Source organism: Vibrio sp. A8-1, assembly GCF_013048685.1.
Classification (GTDB): Bacteria; Pseudomonadota; Gammaproteobacteria; order Enterobacterales; family Vibrionaceae; genus Vibrio; species Vibrio metschnikovii.
In genome coordinates this window covers 1-15,136 of sequence record NZ_VHTC01000025.1, presented here as the reverse complement: position 1 = coordinate 15,136, position 15,136 = coordinate 1, and the positions used below count along the sequence as shown (strand labels likewise).

Below are 15,136 nucleotides of genomic sequence, written 5' to 3'. Positions count from 1 at the left end.
ATCACAGCTATTTCGACGAGACCAACGCATTCCATACTGCTGATTTAGGCAGTGAACTAACTGGTATGCGGAAGGTGTCGTTTTCCTATCGAGAATCCGTTTTCCTTCCGCCTGTGGAGGAATCATGACCCCGATCATCTATATTTCGTTTACGTTGTTAACCTTTGCTCTGGTTGCTATGGATATTTGGCAAACTCGTGGTAACCGAATTACCCTGCAACGCGCGTTAAGCTGGAGCTTGGTCTGGATTTTACTCGCGTTTTTGTTTGCGGCAGTCCTTTATCTATTTTGGGATGATTATGCTGTTTATAGCCCTTATAGCGCCTCGCAAGCAACATTAGCTTTTCTAACTGGTTATCTACTCGAAAAATCGCTCAGTATTGATAATTTGTTCGTCTTTGCGATTATTTTTCATCAATATGCTGTGCCGGAGTCACTTCGTCCGAGAGCGCTTTTGTTCGGAGTGATTGGCGCTCTTGTGTTGCGTGCAGTGATGATTATCGTTGGTGCTCAATTACTCGAACAATATCATGGCTTATTGTATGTGTTTGCCCTGTTCTTAATGTGGACGGGTGTGCAATTATTGCGAGAAAAGCCAGCGAGTCACGTCAATCCATTAGCAGAAAGAATCATCCGACGTTGTTGTCGAGTGACGAATCAATACCAAGGACATGCGCTTTGGGTACGTGTTGGCAAACGCTGGTGGGTTACTCCGATATTGATCGTTGTTGGTGTGATCGCTTATATGGACGTGATGTTTGCACTTGATTCTATTCCTGCCATCTTTGCTGTGACCAGAGAGCCTTTTCTCGTGCTCGCTGCTAACGTTTTCGCTTTGCTTGGCTTGCGTTCATTATTTTTTGTTTTACAAGGCTTGCTGGATAAGTTTATCTATTTAAAACCGGCGTTAGCTTTCATTATGATGTTTATTGGCGTGAAAATGTTACTGGTTGGATCCCGCTGGGAAATCCCGACTTGGATATCATTGTCGGTATTATTAATGACCATGCTATTCGCGATCATCGCATCACTTGTAAAAGGACAGGCTCAATCTCAAGCTGCTGTTATTAAGTTAGAAAATAGTGACTATACGCGAGAGTAAAATATTTGTTAATGAAAAGCCTGAAAAATCGTAGAGCGATTGTCCTTATGCACTTGATGGTTAAATAGTAGCTTTAAATGCGTTTGTTTTGAATATATATTCTTCAGTTGTTATTGAGTTGTTTCATTAGTTTTTTTAATTCGAAATGACAAATTTTGTCACTTCTTTTGTAGCAATGGCTTGCTTAAAATGCGCGCAAATAAGTTACCGAATTAAGAGAGGCTCACATGGCACAAGCAATGCGTTTAGGTACTTTAACAGCACCAACCTCTATGGACAAAAAAACCTATGCGGTTAACTTCAAAGGATTGATAGCTCATTTGGTGGATATTCTTTTTGTGGAAACAAAACAAGCAACGTACTACCACACTGCAGAATTATCTAGCCATATTCAACGTGATATTGGATTAACACGTTAAGCAAAAAGATAAGTTGTTAAAAGACAAAAGCCGACGAAAACGTCGGCTTTTTGCTATATACATTTAGCGCTTAGCAAAGATAAGCACAAAGTTGCTTATTTCTTGCGGCAATACTCAGCGATAATGTACATGGTTTGACCATTAACTTTACCCTGAATATGTTTTGGATCATCGGTTAAGTTAATACCACGTACTGCCGTTCCTTGTTTGATGACCATGCTGGAGCCTTTCACTGGAAGATCTTTGATCACCGTGATGTCATCGCCTTTTTTGAGTTCGACACCATTCACGTCTCGGGGTTTATCTTCATCATCGTTCATACCAATTTCGGCCCATTTTTGAAGGGCTTCGTCCATATACATCATATCGAGCAAATCTTGCGCCCAGCTTTCTGTTGCTGATAATCGCTTGAGTTGACGCCATGCCATTACCTGAACGGGCGCCACTTGGCTCCACATACTGTCATTTAGGCAGCGCCAGTGATTTGCGTCCATCGTTTCAGGTTGTTCGATTTGTGAGCTGCAGGTGGCGCAAAGCATGATAGCGTGATCGACGGTGATCTGTGTATGCGGAGCAACCACATAAGGAGACAGCGAGCTCTGTGCTGCGCACAGTTCACATTTTGAGTCACAGCGTTCGAGTAAAGTTGCTTCAGTAGACATTGATTCCCACCTCTATAAGATTAAGTTCGCGGGTATTATCCACTTTATGCCTACGATTGGAAGGGTTAAACCCCGAGAATGTTCTGCAACTCTCGGGGTAGTAAAGACAATTAAAGTCGTTTTGAACGGGATGTTAGTTTATGGTCCACAATTGGGCGCTTGTCGCGTGGTATCTGGCAATGTTGAGATCTTCGCAGCCAGATCATTAATGCGTGTGCTGTGGGAAGGATGGGTCGATAGTAGCTCAGGCGGTTGCTGTCCCATCGAAGCTCTTGCCATATTTCGCCATAGTTCGATACTTTGTGTCGGATCAAACCCAGCTTGGGCCATTAAGGTTAATCCTAAGCGATCCGCTTCTGATTCTTGGCGGCGGCCATAAGGCATAATCACACCATATTGAACACCGACACCTAAAGCCGCCATCGTCAAATCACGATATTGTGCATATTCTGAAGCACCTAAAGCAACATCGGTGACTTGTAATCCGACATTGGCCAGTTGGGCTTGAGAGAGGCGTTCATTACTATGATTGGCAAGTACATGAGCAATTTCATGACCAATCACCGTTGCCAGTTGATCTTGATTGACGGCAACGCTTAGTAATCCGGTATAAACTCCGATTTTGCCGCCAGGTAGGGCAAAAGCATTCACTTGTGGACTATCAAACAGGACAACTTCCCATTGCTCGACGCTAGGCTGTGCTGGGACGTACTGAAGAAGGGCATCGGTGACGCATTGTACGTAGCGAGTCAAGGCCGCATCTTGACTGATCGGCAACTCACTTTTCATTTGACTAAAAGATTGCACGCCGAGCGTGCTCATTTGGGTATTCGAGAACAGCAATAGCTGGTTGCGCCCAGTTGGTGAGGCGCTGCAAGCGGTTAAACCCATCAACGTTATCATTAAGCTTAAGATTTTTATTCTTAAACGCATAACACATCCTTAATCATAATCATCCCTATAATGACTCGGTAGGATAGATAGCCAAGTGGTTGTACAATATACCCAAGTTTGTTGGAGATGCAATATTGCTGGATGCGCGTTGTTGACGGCTATTGATGTATTTTATTAAGGGTGAACATGGACATTTGGAAAAAGCCAATCAGTTTAGAGCGATTAAATGCCACGTCAAAAAATACCATGATGGAGCATTTGAATATTATTTATACCGAGATCACGGAAAACACTATCTCGGCAACCATGCCAGTCTGTTCGTATACACATCAACCATTGGGAATGTTGCATGGTGGAGCATCGGTGGTTTTAGCTGAAACCTTAGGCTCCATTGCCGGTAATTTTGCCGTCGATAAGACTCGCTATTGTGTAGGATTAGACATTAATGCTAATCACTTGCGGGCTATGCGACAAGGTCAGGTAATTGGCACGGCGAAACCTATCCATATTGGGATTTCCACTCAAGTTTGGCAGATAGATATTACCGATGAACAAGGCCGCTTGGTCTGTGTCAGCCGTTTAACGTTGGCGGTCAAACAGCAGCGTAATAAAGTAAGCCAAGATAGCGAGGCAAGCGAATGATGATGGAATTTTCCGGTGGGAAAATTATTGCCACCGCACATGAAGTGGTGGTGCGTTTACTGGGTGAACATTCAATTAGCCTACAATCATCAAGTGACAATGTCACTTTACTTGGCAGAGGCGCGAATGTATTGTTAGCCAACAGTGGTGGTGTAAAATGGTCGGTTAAGCTCGATAACAGTGAGCAATTATCTGAGCTTGCTCAATCTTTAGGTTGCGATATCTCCTAAACTGGTGGCCTGCTCTTGCACTGAAGGACCTAAATAGAGGAAACTGTAGTAAGTTTTTAAGATATAGAGTTTCCTCCTTTATGAGTAGCCCTCGCTTACGTGTCCAATTTGAAACCTTATTTGCTCATTTTCATGGTCAAGATGCAGAGACGCAATTAGACGATATTACCGACATTTTATTTTGCACTCGACGTAATGCGCGCATTGTTCTCAACAAATTAGAAGATGAGGGGTGGATTGAATGGCATCCCGCTCCAGGACGCGGCAAACTCTCACAGCTTATTTTTAAACGTAGTCGGGCAGATGTCAGTGAAAACCTTGCTCGCCGTTATCTGCAAGAAGGCAAGATAGGTCAAGCGCTGGCGGTATTGGATCAAGATGCCGCTAAGTTAACCCAAGTTATCCAAAGTTACCTAGGTGTACAACACCAAGAGGGCTTGCAAGTGGTGCGCTTGCCGTATTATCGACCACTTTCTATGCTTAATCCCACGAAGCCGATGCGCCGTTCAGAGCTGCATATTGCGCGGCAAATTTATTCTGGTTTGACTCGTTTAGATGAAGAGGAACAGCTACAAGCGGATCTTGCCCATCACTGGCAAGCGTTAAGTCCAACACACTGGCGGTTTTATTTACGCCCTGGAGTACGTTTTCATAACGGTGAATTAATGACCACTGAGATAGTGGTGCAGAGTCTATGGCAATTACGTTTGGTGAATTTGTTTGCGCACATTGACGCCATTACGACTCCGGATAATTGGGTCGTCGATATCCATCTATCAAAACCTGATACTCGCTTACCGTTATTGCTGGCAGAATCTTGTGCAAAAATTTTATTGCCAGAGTCATTAAGAGCGGATGACTTTGATCAAAAACCGGTGGGCAGTGGTCCTTATAAGGTATTCGTTAATGATGAGAAAAGGCTAGTGCTACAAGCATTTGATGGCTATTTTGGTTTTCGTCCATTGCTGGACCGTGTCGAAGTATGGGTTATTGATGAAGTGCACTCCTCAATGGTATTTCCGAGCTTAACGCATCCGATGAAAAGTCAACGCGGTTCATTTAGTGAAGATGTTGAACTCGATCCCGGTTGCACTTATTTATTACTCAATCGTCGTAATGGGATTGCGTCTAATGAGGTTTGGGCCAATTATCTACAAACTAAACTCAGTGCGCTGAATTTATTTCGTTTGTTACCAGAAGAAAAAGTGGTTGAACTGGGCGTATTGCCTGCTTATGGATTAAAGCCGGGTTGGTATCATCAAAATGGACCAATGTCAGCCGTTGAACCGCCAATCGGTAATACCGTTACAGTTGCTTATCATGCCCAGCATCCTATGTTTCCTACTTTAGCGAAGTGTATTGAACGTTTACTTAAAGAAGATGGTATAGACGTCACCTTCATTAAATATGAATTAACCGTCGATGATGTCGAGCAGGTTGACATTTGGATCAAAGCAATGGGCATCGCTAACCATCGGGATGATGCACTGGCTGGCTGGTTATTGGATTACTCTGATATTGAACCAATGAGTCAAGCTGAGGATTTTTATCGTTGGTCTGGATTGATTGATCAATGGCGTGCGAGCGATGAATCAACCCCTTTTCCCGCTCAAGAGCTCGGTAAGTCCTTAGTCGCCAGTAAACAGATCATTCCAATGTTTCATTGCTGGTTAGGGGTGAATAAAGATCAATGTGGTGCGTTACAAAATGCAAAGTGCAATGCCTTAGGCTGGTTTGATTTTAGCCAAGTATGGGTAAAGCCAGAGTAAAACGATCGTCAAATCACCGATCTTGTATGAGGAAAGAAGAGATGCAAAGCCCGATTACTTTAGAAGCGCTACATATCCTAGATGCGATTGATCGCCGTGGCAGTTTTGCTGCCGCGGCCAATGAACTGAACCGCGCACCAAGCTCATTGAGTTATCAAATTCAAAAGCTTGAACAAGATTTGGATATGATGATTTTTGATCGCTCTGGTCACAAAGCCAGTTTTACTGATGCCGGACGGTTGATCCTTGAGCGTGGGCGAACCATTTTGTCGGCCGCCGAGAAGCTAGTTAACGATGCGACGTTACTTGCTAACGGTTGGGAATTGGATATTACATTGGCTTTTGATGGCATCATTCCGGTCGCGAATTTTTTTCCTTTGGTGGATGCGTTAGGCAATGTCAGTAAAACTCGAATTCGTCTACAAGAAGAGATTTTAGCCGGAAGTTGGGAGTCTCTCGCTACAGGAAGAGCCGATTTACTGATTTGCCCCAAGATAGACAGTTTACCGCAAGAGGTAAAATCAGAGCGATTAGGCTCAATGTCACTGATTTGGGTTGCTGCGAGCGATCATTATGTTCATCGCCGTCGTGGTGAGTTTGATGAGCAGGCTCGACAAAAGTATCGAGTGATTGCGATTGCCGATACAGCGCGCGAACAGCCAGCGATGAGTATTAATATCTTAGAAAAACAGCCGCGTTTGACGGTGAGTAATTTTAATGCCAAATGCCAAGCGCTGGTGGAGGGATTAGGTATTGGTACCTTACCGATACAAATCGCGCAGCCGTTGATTGCCAGTGGGCAGTTGCAAAAGATATCGGGCAGCATGGATAAACATATTGATATTGTTATGGCGTGGCGTAGAAATACGACGGGTGAAGCCAAATCGTGGTGTATTCAATATTTGAAAAAACATTGGAATCTCGTCTGATCTACCAGAGTATTGGTTTACGGTTTGGTCAGGGTTAAGACCATATCTGCCGTTCCATCTTCAAAATGGATCTCGATACTAAAGCCGAGTTTTTGGGCTAAACTGAGCATCCCTTTATTACTAGGCATGGTCATACCTGAGATACGGGCAGTGCCTTTCGCTTGGCAGTAATCAATGATCTTTTTCATTAGTAATGATCCGAGCCCTTTACCTTTAAGATCGGAGCGGATCAAAATGGCAAATTCAGCATCACTATTATCATGGTTGATCAATGCTCGTGAGACGCCAATGATCTCTGCTGGTGAGGTTTTATGGCTGACAGCAACAAAAGCCATCTCTCGGTCGTAATCAATTTGGGTAAAGTTGGCTAGCGCTTCGTGATTAAATTCACCGACATCCGAAAAAAAGCGTTTGTACAGATCTTCTTTTGAGACTCGATGAATGAAAGCGGCATGTTGTGGCTCATCTTCGGGGAGAATCGGCCTAAGAGTTAACGGCTCCCCATCTTTAGCGATGACATTTTCCACCAATTCAGAAGGATAGGGACGGATAGCTAACCGACTTTGCGCATCCCCTTCGAAACGCTGTAATATCAAATCGGCATCTAGAATCGTAAATTGATCACCATTGACCAGTAAAGGGTGGATATCCAATTCATGTACTTGTGGACACTCAATAATCAGTTGGGAAATTCGGACTAAAAACTCGGATAAACCGTCAATGTTTATTGGTACTGGTTGTTTTTGTAGACGAATTTTACCGCTGCGTAGCGCCCGAACAATTAAATATCTTGCTAATGTACTATTTAATGGTGGTAATGCAGCGACCGCATCCAGAGACTCTTCCCATTCAGAACCGCCTTGTCCCAGTAAAATCACCGGACCAAAAATAGCATCGTGTTTGACTTTAATACGTAACTCTTCTCCTCCGCCCAACTTGGCCATTGCTTGCACCAACAAGCCATACACCCTAGCTGCAGGGTAGGAGAGTTGAGTTCTATCAAGGATCGATTGCGCGGCATTGGCGACTTCGTTACGGTTGCGTAGGTTAAGCATAACGCCTTGTACATCGGATTTATGAGCAATATCTGGTGAACGCAATTTTACCGCAACCGGATAGCCAATCGTTTCTGCTATGTGTACCGCCTCACTGCTGTCCGAAGCAATCCAAGTCGGTAACACATTAAAATGAAAGCATTTGAGAAAACTGCCTATTTGATGAGTATCAATGTGTACACTTTCTTGTTCACTTAAATACTCGGCGATCCACGCTTTGGCGCTATTGATTTCTGAAGCGGTCACCAACTCAGTGGTCGTCGGTGTTTCCATCAACTGTTTTTGGTTACGCCTAAATTCAACCAAATGCATGAAAGCGACGACGGCACTTTCTGGCGTGCGGTAGGTCGGGATACCGGCTTGAGTAAAAATGTGCCGAGCAGGGCGAGCGGTAAGTTCCCCAGACCAATTAGTCAGAATATTAAAACGCCTCGCCCGAGGATGGTTTTTAACCACCTCAACAATAGCCATTGCTGTTTGTTCTGAGTGCGCGATGGCGGAAGGAGAGTGCATAATCAGAATGGCATCGATATCATCACTGTCGAGTACCGCTTTTAACGCATTAATATAACGAGTGTGGTCAGCATCCCCAACAATATCAATCGGGTTATTTTGCGACCAACTACGCGGAAGGCATTGATCCAGTTGTTGGTAAACGGTATGGCTTAATTGTGCTAATTTGCCTCCGCGTTCGAGTAACGTATCGACAGCCATAATAGCAGGCCCACCACCATTAGTGATGATCGCTAGCCGCTCGCCTTGGAGTGGTACGGCATGAGTTAACGTTTCAACGGCCGCAAACAGCTCATGCGTATTATTAACCCTCAGCATACCGGTTCTGCGAATGGCAGAGTCATAAATAATATCTAATGTATCTTCGCCTCCAGTGTGTATTTTAGCCGCTTTTCGCCCTGCAGCCGTTCTCCCCCCTTTTAAAACAAGTATTCGTCGATTACGAGATGCGGCACGTGCCGCGGATAAAAAGCGGCGTGCATCTTTAATAGTATCAACATACAACAAAATCGCGTGAGTGTGCTTGTCGATACTGAGCGAATCGAGTAAATCAGCGAAGTCGATATCGCAGGCGTTGCCTAGGGAAACAAAAGCCGAAAAGCCAATTTGTTTATCATTCGCCCAGTCAAGAATCGTAGTACAGACGGCTGCTGACTGAGAAATAAAAGCAATATGGCCCTTTAAGGCATTGACTGGAGAGAATGAGCCATTGAAGTGTATCCAAGGCAGAATAATACCGAGGCTATTAGGGCCAAGCACACGTATGCCCGCTTGTTTGGCTATCATTAGGCACTGTTGCTGAATTTCATGCTGCTGGGCATCTTCACTATACATATCGGCAGATAACACGATAACACATGAAACGCCTTTCTCTGCCAATTGACGGAAAAGTTCAAGATTACGAGAAGCATGGGTACAAAGAATAGCAATATCAGGAACGAGAGGTAAATCAAGCACGGTCTTATAAGCCAAGACCCCACACACAGAAGGATAACGAGGCGTTACTGGCATAATTGCACCATCGAAACCGCCCTGAAGTAGGTTTTTCATGACGATATTACCGGCACGAAAAGATCGCGTTGAAGCGCCAATCACAGCCACAGATCTTGGATTAAGTAGCGGGTTAATAGAATTCATGATGCAAAAGACCTAAAAGGTAACGAGCCAATAACTAAGTTTTGCCTTTAGCATGAAATCTTCACCAAAGGTCAATACAGCCATATCAACAACACTGTAGTTAAAATTATCTAATGGTGTTGATGTATTTAGTCTGGATGTGATCTTCATGACATCATCTCTCTTTCACTTTGTGCCACAAATCACAGGATAATCAGAGATAATCACATCCTATACTTGATTATAAGACGCGCTATCGGCATGATTTACATTACTTTCTATCTAAGGTGTTATTGGTTTATGAAAAGAATTGCGATTGTTGGCTTGTGCGCGCTGCTGGCCGCCTGTGCCTCAGAAAATTATATCACGGATGTAACAACTCAAAGCCACACGGAAGAGTTTGCCGTGGCTGATATTCCTAAACCTATTGTCTCAGAAAGGGGTAACGCTGACGGTGTCTCCGAGCGTAATGTTCAAGCTCAAGTGATCAAAATGGCTCCGGCTGAAGAGAAACAAATCGTCAAAGCAACGCCGCCAGCCAAACCTAAAGTCACTATTACACCACCAACCGAACAGCAATTAGCAATGAATCCACGTTATGGCTTCACCATTCAAGTTGTTGCCGTTGGGGCGCAAACTAAGGTTGATCAATTTGCGAATCAGTTACCTAAAGATGAACAACCGATCTGGGAAAACTATAAAGTCGTTAATGGCACGAAATGGTACACGGTCTTGTATGGTGATTATGCCACTCGTCAGGAAGCGTTGAACGCCTTGCAAAGATTGCCAGAAGAATTCCGTGACTTGAAACCATTCGTTAAGAGCATTGATAGTATTAAAAACTCAGATTTCCCCACACTAAATAAACTCAACTAATGAACGTTTACAACAGGGGCCTTTGCCCCTGTACTGTTTATTCTCTACACAATTAAACTAAGATTAGGTAATAAATCCTCTTCTATGGTGTACCTCTGTGCTGAATTGTCTATCATAGCCGATAAAATGAATGTAGTTACTGCATCACTTGGCCTCGTGGCCTGCAACCGAATTTTGGTGTAACGGAACAGTGTAATGAAAAAAACAACAATTTTACTTTTATGTGGTGGGGGCTCATCAGAACATGAGATCTCGCTAGTTTCCGCTGATTATTTGCAGCAACAACTGACGTTAACGCCATCGTTCGACGTGATTCGAGTAGAGATGAAACCTGCTGGCTGGTTTACTGAGTCTGGCGATATGGTTTATCTTGATACGAACTCTGCCTCACTAAACAGTGAGCATGGATCTCGTCGCATTGACTTTGTTGTGCCTTGCATCCACGGTTATCCGGGAGAAACGGGCGATATCCAATCGATGCTAGAGCTGGCCGGTATTCCATATTTAGGATGTGGACCAGAAGCTAGTAGTAATAGTTTCAATAAAATCACGTCGAAACTATGGTATGACGCACTCGGTATTCCTAATACACCCTACTTATTTTTAACAGAAAATAACGATGAGGCTTTACGTCAAGCCCAGCAAGCCTTTGATAAATGGGGCGCAGTGTTTATTAAGGCGGCTCGACAAGGTTCATCGGTTGGCTGTTACAAGGTCACCGATAAGCAGCAAATTGCCAAGGCAATTGATGATGCCTTTACCTTTTCTGATCAAGTGCTGGTTGAACAAGCCGTCAAACCGCGAGAGTTAGAGGTTGCTGCTTATGAGCTCGGTGGCAAACTCCATATTACTCAGCCTGGCGAGATTATTGCTCCTGATGATGCTTTTTATAGCTATGAAGAGAAATACAGCGCAAATAGCCACTCAATGACTAAAGTGACTGCGGATAATATCACCGCAGAGCAAAGAGACCTCATTAAGCGCTATGCAGAGAAAGTTTTTGTGCATATGAAATTAAGACATCTTGCTCGAATTGACTTTTTCCTTACCTCACAAGGTGAAATTTATCTTAATGAAGTGAATACTTTCCCGGGTATGACGCCCATTTCAATGTTCCCGAAAATGCTGGAACACCACGGCCACTCATTCTCCGCGTTTTTAGCTGATTGTGTCCAACGCTCATTTATGTCCAAGGTTTAATTCGAGTAAATTTTATTTTAGCGACTGCTGCGGTGTGTAACTTACCTAAGTATTGGTTAGGCATCGCAGGGCTTAACCAACGGCCAAAACTTTGAATATCTTTAGTATGATAGCCTTGTTCAGCTAGCTCTTTTACTGCACCAATTCGGGTCGATTGACCTGAAAACTTTAAATGTGGTAGCGCTAATAAATCACCAGCACGCCTTAATATACGGTAGATGGATGAATCATCTAAAGGTCGATTATTGATATTGCCATGCCTATCAATTGAGCGAAAAACTGCGCCGTCTTGCTGAGAGATTAATGCTGTCCAACGAGCTAATATTTGCTGGGCGGAAGGGGATAATTGATAGATTTCATTGCCGATCCTAAGTTGACTATGATCTTCTGTAATATCCGTGAAGCTGAGCTTTTTAAGCTCTCCTCGTTTCATGGCACATTCAAACATCACGTGATAGATAGCTAAATCACGTATCGCAAGGCTTTCATTACTTTTAACCATCAATTGATAAAGTGATGCCAAGTGTTGACGAGTAAAACATTCAGCTTGTTTCTCATCGCCGTATTTTTCTGCTCTTAAGCGTTGAAGAAGTTGACGAACTTGAACATTCAACGTCGGATCTTTTTGATTCAGTAAGTAATGAATCATACCGATAGTGACAGAGTAACGTCTAATGGTACTAAACTTTCTTACCTTGGCTTCACTTTCAAGAAATAACCTAACGGCGGTAACGGAGGCCGGTAAAGGGTTTACTGATTTTCTTTGGCAAAATTCAGTGAAAATATTCCAATCTTTACTGAAGGCGAGTAATGAATTTTTTTGATAGTGTTCTCGGGTCAATAGAGCAAGCTGCTGTGGTGTGATAGGATGCTTAAATTCCAATAGCTTAGCTTTGATCTGTTTTGCTTCGGTCAATTGTACAAGAGGTCTTTTCATGTTAATGCACTATAACTTTCTAATTAGTTACTAAATATACTTGCGTACCGAGAAGATACAATTATTATTTAACTATCAATGACAAAAATAAGTAGGTCATCATGGCAATCACTACATACCGAGGATTTACTCTAAAATCTGCAGATAACTCACCAGACATCTGGCAAGTGCAGATCAAAAAAAACGTTTTAACGGGAAACCTCGCTGCAGTAAAAAAAAGTATTGATTGGTTTTGTGATACGGCATCGCTGATTGACCCAAGTGAATTTGAATCGATTGGCAAAAAACGAGAAGGTGGTTCACAAACGATTCAAGAGCAATTCAACGGTTTTATGTTAAAAAATGATACAGGGGAACCCAATGGATGGTATTGCTTTTTCAATGGCCGCTTGATCAAAGGAGCAAAAGTTGCTATTCAAAAACATATCGAAGCTTATCTGATTGCAAAACAGAAAGCGGAAGCTCAACAAACTCAATTAAAAAAGTAACAAAGAACGAAGTATATTATGACTCTTGTATATTCAACGGAAACGGGCCGTATTAAGCCTGAAGCCCCAAGCATCGAACGTCCGAAAGGTGATGGGATTGTCAGAATTCACAAAGAAACGAAAGGTCGCAAAGGCAAAGGTGTGTCAATTATTAAGGGTTTAGACCTTGATGATGCGCCTCTCAAGCTGTTGGCTGCTGAGCTAAAAAAGTCCTGTGGCTGCGGTGGCTCGATCAAAGATGGTCATATTGAAATTCAAGGTGAAATGCGAGATAAAATTAAGCAATTGCTTGAAAAAAAAGGTTACACGGTAAAGCTTGCTGGAAGCTAATAACGACACTTGTATATCGATAACAAGAGTTGTTATTAGCTATTTTATGGTAAATAGACCTTATGTTTAATCACTGAGCTACTCAAAGTCGAAGTAGAGTAAGGTCTATCACAAGCTCTCTTTTTATAGCCCACATAAACTAGATAAAACCACCTTTACCTTCGCTGAATTATATTTAACATAACAATGATAATGCGCACTAAGGTGTGCCATTAATATTGACATCAATATCATGCTCATGGTTCTATACATGCCTTACGTTTATCACTATAAGGATATGTAATGAAACGTGAAACGATCGCTTTACACCATGGTTATCAAGCTGATAATCAAAACTCCGTTGCGGTACCCATTCATCAAACCACCTCATTCAGTTTTAATGATGCACAACATGCTGCAGATCTTTTTGATTTAAAAGTCCAAGGTAATATTTATTCTAGAATTATGAATCCGACCTGTGATGTGCTTGAGCAACGTATCTCAGCACTTGAAGGTGGTATTGGCGCACTGGCAGTCGCTTCTGGGATGGCCGCGATTACTTATGCTATTCAAACTCTTGCTCAAGCTGGTGATAACATTATTTCAATCAGTGAGTTATATGGTGGAACTTATAATTTATTTGCTCATACTTTGCCTAGACAAGGTATTGAGGTTCGATTTGTAGATAAAGACAATTTTACTCAGTTAGCTCAACTGATTGATGATAATACTCGAGCGGTTTTTTGTGAAAGTATCGGCAATCCATCCGGCAGTATCGTTGATATTGAAATGATAGCTAACCTAGCTCATCAACATGGTTTACCGTTAATTGTTGATAATACGGTGGCTACGCCCTTTTTGTGGCGACCTTTTGAACATGGTGCTGACATTGTGGTTCACTCTGCTACAAAGTATATTGGCGGTCACGGAACCACGATTGGCGGTCTGATTGTCGATTCAGGTAAGTTCCCATGGCATGCTTATCCGCAGCGCTTTCCATTATTAAATGAGCCGGATATTTCATATCATGGAGTTAACTATGCTCAAGATATTGGTGCTGCGGCTTTTATCGCTAGAGCGCGTGTTGTCCCTTTGAGAAATATGGGAGCGGCGCTGAGTGCTCAGGCGGCTTGGAATCTATTACAAGGATTAGAGACATTAGCTTTGCGGATTGAGCGAATTAATCAAAATACTTTTGCTGTAGCTCAATGGCTTAGCCAACATCCACAAGTGAATTGGGTAAATTACGCGGGTTTAAGCACTCACAAAGATCACTCACTTGCCCAAAAATATATGCATGGAAAAGCCTCTGGCATCCTAAGTTTCGGTATTGTCGGTGGCCGAGAAGCTGGGACGCGTTTTTATGATGCATTAAGTCTAATTCTTCGTTTAGTTAATATTGGTGATGCAAAAAGTTGCGCCGCGATTCCTGCATCGACGACTCATCGCCAGCTCAATGATCAAGAATTACAAGCTGCAGGCGTTTCAGCTGATATGGTTAGGTTATCAATAGGCATAGAGCATATTGATGATTTGCTTGCTGATCTTGAACAAGCGTTACAAGCTACCGTGTAAATCTTATTCTGATATCTGAATCATGGCCTTGATGGGATCCCTGTGGCCATGATCGGAAGAAGAATCCTGAAACTCCTCTCTATTAAGCTATTTTATATTTATTATTGCTATGGGGGTTAAAAAATTAAAACTTCATTTTCTGTTTTATGTTACAACGCAACGTAAGTTATAGTGCGTTAAGATAAAGAAGCCCTCTTGCCAGATCCAACGTAGTCAATGATTCTGTTGTACATTGATGAATATAAAATACGCTTTTGTTTGGTACAATGAAGGCGTTATTGACATAGAAAATCAAAAAAAATATCCTCCGGCATAGCCGGAGGTTTTTCATATGCGCCTATAAGGCTTTCTTACAAGCAGCGCCCTAACAGGCGCATCACGATCTGACATTTGCATATGACGATTACTTACGGCCCGTAA

General features: G+C 42.8%; 15 protein-coding genes. 11 read left to right on the top strand and 4 right to left on the bottom strand.

What is annotated here, in order from left to right:
* Positions 1–124 precede the first annotated feature (124 nt).
* Positions 125–1,102 carry a TerC/Alx family metal homeostasis membrane protein gene (locus FKN93_RS13015; protein WP_170905256.1) on the top strand — a complete coding sequence of 326 codons (978 nt, stop codon included), beginning with the start codon at positions 125–127 and terminating at the stop codon, positions 1,100–1,102.
* A 227-nt stretch (positions 1,103–1,329) separates the two neighbouring features.
* Positions 1,330–1,521, top strand: a complete 192-nt coding sequence (locus tag FKN93_RS13010) for a hypothetical protein (protein ID WP_072671165.1) — start codon at positions 1,330–1,332, stop codon at positions 1,519–1,521.
* A gap of 95 nt (positions 1,522–1,616) precedes the next feature.
* Here FKN93_RS13010 and FKN93_RS13005 read toward each other — a convergent pair whose 3' ends face one another.
* A complete protein-coding gene (locus FKN93_RS13005; protein ID WP_161438891.1) occupies positions 1,617–2,183 on the bottom strand; it encodes a PhnA domain-containing protein in 567 nt (188 codons plus the stop codon).
* A 138-nt stretch (positions 2,184–2,321) separates the two neighbouring features.
* Positions 2,322–3,116 (bottom strand): M48 family metallopeptidase, encoded by a 795-nt coding sequence (locus FKN93_RS13000; protein ID WP_154171067.1) that lies wholly within the window; start codon positions 3,114–3,116, stop codon positions 2,322–2,324.
* A gap of 147 nt (positions 3,117–3,263) precedes the next feature.
* Here FKN93_RS13000 and FKN93_RS12995 point away from each other — a divergent pair, with 147 nt between their 5' ends.
* The 4 genes from FKN93_RS12995 to FKN93_RS12980 all read left to right on the top strand — a co-directional run bounded on the left by FKN93_RS12995 (position 3,264) and on the right by FKN93_RS12980 (position 6,647).
* On the top strand, positions 3,264–3,719 hold the full coding sequence (locus tag FKN93_RS12995) for a hotdog fold thioesterase (RefSeq protein ID WP_158145070.1): 456 nt from the start codon (positions 3,264–3,266) through the stop codon (positions 3,717–3,719).
* Entirely contained in the window at positions 3,716–3,949 is a 234-nt protein-coding gene (locus tag FKN93_RS12990) for a DUF3389 domain-containing protein (RefSeq protein ID WP_154171065.1), read from the top strand. Before FKN93_RS12995 ends, FKN93_RS12990 begins: the two co-directional genes overlap by 4 nt.
* A gap of 80 nt (positions 3,950–4,029) precedes the next feature.
* Entirely contained in the window at positions 4,030–5,718 is a 1,689-nt protein-coding gene (locus tag FKN93_RS12985; RefSeq protein ID WP_170905255.1) for an SgrR family transcriptional regulator, read from the top strand.
* Between the two features lie 41 nt (positions 5,719–5,759).
* Positions 5,760–6,647 (top strand): LysR family transcriptional regulator, encoded by an 888-nt coding sequence (locus FKN93_RS12980; RefSeq protein ID WP_154171063.1) that lies wholly within the window; start codon positions 5,760–5,762, stop codon positions 6,645–6,647.
* Between the two features lie 17 nt (positions 6,648–6,664).
* Here the strand turns inward: FKN93_RS12980 and FKN93_RS12975 are convergent, their stop codons facing one another.
* Positions 6,665–9,352 (bottom strand): bifunctional acetate--CoA ligase family protein/GNAT family N-acetyltransferase, encoded by a 2,688-nt coding sequence (locus FKN93_RS12975; protein WP_170905254.1) that lies wholly within the window; start codon positions 9,350–9,352, stop codon positions 6,665–6,667.
* A 279-nt stretch (positions 9,353–9,631) separates the two neighbouring features.
* Here FKN93_RS12975 and FKN93_RS12970 point away from each other — a divergent pair, with 279 nt between their 5' ends.
* Together FKN93_RS12970 and FKN93_RS12965 are read left to right on the top strand one after the other, a co-directional pair.
* A complete protein-coding gene (locus FKN93_RS12970; RefSeq protein ID WP_170905253.1) occupies positions 9,632–10,207 on the top strand; it encodes an SPOR domain-containing protein in 576 nt (191 codons plus the stop codon).
* A gap of 195 nt (positions 10,208–10,402) precedes the next feature.
* Entirely contained in the window at positions 10,403–11,407 is a 1,005-nt protein-coding gene (locus FKN93_RS12965) for a D-alanine--D-alanine ligase (RefSeq protein ID WP_170905252.1), read from the top strand.
* Here FKN93_RS12965 and FKN93_RS12960 read toward each other — a convergent pair.
* Positions 11,391–12,344 carry a tyrosine-type recombinase/integrase gene (locus tag FKN93_RS12960; protein ID WP_158137330.1) on the bottom strand — a complete coding sequence of 318 codons (954 nt, stop codon included), beginning with the start codon at positions 12,342–12,344 and terminating at the stop codon, positions 11,391–11,393. The genes FKN93_RS12965 and FKN93_RS12960 overlap by 17 nt on opposite strands.
* 101 nt (positions 12,345–12,445) lie before the next feature.
* Between FKN93_RS12960 and FKN93_RS12955 the strand changes: the two genes are divergently transcribed.
* The 3 genes from FKN93_RS12955 (at position 12,446) to FKN93_RS12945 (ending at position 14,716) form a co-directional block, all read left to right on the top strand.
* Positions 12,446–12,832: a DUF3319 domain-containing protein gene (locus FKN93_RS12955; protein WP_154171059.1), complete on the top strand. Its 387-nt coding sequence runs from the start codon at positions 12,446–12,448 to the stop codon at positions 12,830–12,832.
* A gap of 18 nt (positions 12,833–12,850) precedes the next feature.
* The gene (gene yciH, locus FKN93_RS12950; RefSeq protein ID WP_004396328.1) at positions 12,851–13,162 is read left to right on the top strand and encodes a stress response translation initiation inhibitor YciH; all 312 of its coding nucleotides are present in this window, start codon (positions 12,851–12,853) and stop codon (positions 13,160–13,162) included.
* Between the two features lie 282 nt (positions 13,163–13,444).
* Entirely contained in the window at positions 13,445–14,716 is a 1,272-nt protein-coding gene (locus tag FKN93_RS12945; protein WP_170905251.1) for an aminotransferase class V-fold PLP-dependent enzyme, read from the top strand.
* Positions 14,717–15,136 lie beyond the last annotated feature (420 nt).

Coding starts and splice junctions, on each gene's coding strand:
- FKN93_RS13015 (WP_170905256.1), top strand. CDS start 125: ATGACCCCGATCATCTATATTTCGTTTACGTTGTTAACCTTTGCTCTG.
- FKN93_RS13010 (WP_072671165.1), top strand. CDS start 1,330: ATGGCACAAGCAATGCGTTTAGGTACTTTAACAGCACCAACCTCTATG.
- FKN93_RS13005 (WP_161438891.1), bottom strand. CDS start 2,183: ATGTCTACTGAAGCAACTTTACTCGAACGCTGTGACTCAAAATGTGAA.
- FKN93_RS13000 (WP_154171067.1), bottom strand. CDS start 3,116: ATGCGTTTAAGAATAAAAATCTTAAGCTTAATGATAACGTTGATGGGT.
- FKN93_RS12995 (WP_158145070.1), top strand. CDS start 3,264: ATGGACATTTGGAAAAAGCCAATCAGTTTAGAGCGATTAAATGCCACG.
- FKN93_RS12990 (WP_154171065.1), top strand. CDS start 3,716: ATGATGATGGAATTTTCCGGTGGGAAAATTATTGCCACCGCACATGAA.
- FKN93_RS12985 (WP_170905255.1), top strand. CDS start 4,030: ATGAGTAGCCCTCGCTTACGTGTCCAATTTGAAACCTTATTTGCTCAT.
- FKN93_RS12980 (WP_154171063.1), top strand. CDS start 5,760: ATGCAAAGCCCGATTACTTTAGAAGCGCTACATATCCTAGATGCGATT.
- FKN93_RS12975 (WP_170905254.1), bottom strand. CDS start 9,352: ATGAATTCTATTAACCCGCTACTTAATCCAAGATCTGTGGCTGTGATT.
- FKN93_RS12970 (WP_170905253.1), top strand. CDS start 9,632: ATGAAAAGAATTGCGATTGTTGGCTTGTGCGCGCTGCTGGCCGCCTGT.
- FKN93_RS12965 (WP_170905252.1), top strand. CDS start 10,403: ATGAAAAAAACAACAATTTTACTTTTATGTGGTGGGGGCTCATCAGAA.
- FKN93_RS12960 (WP_158137330.1), bottom strand. CDS start 12,344: ATGAAAAGACCTCTTGTACAATTGACCGAAGCAAAACAGATCAAAGCT.
- FKN93_RS12955 (WP_154171059.1), top strand. CDS start 12,446: ATGGCAATCACTACATACCGAGGATTTACTCTAAAATCTGCAGATAAC.
- yciH (WP_004396328.1), top strand. CDS start 12,851: ATGACTCTTGTATATTCAACGGAAACGGGCCGTATTAAGCCTGAAGCC.
- FKN93_RS12945 (WP_170905251.1), top strand. CDS start 13,445: ATGAAACGTGAAACGATCGCTTTACACCATGGTTATCAAGCTGATAAT.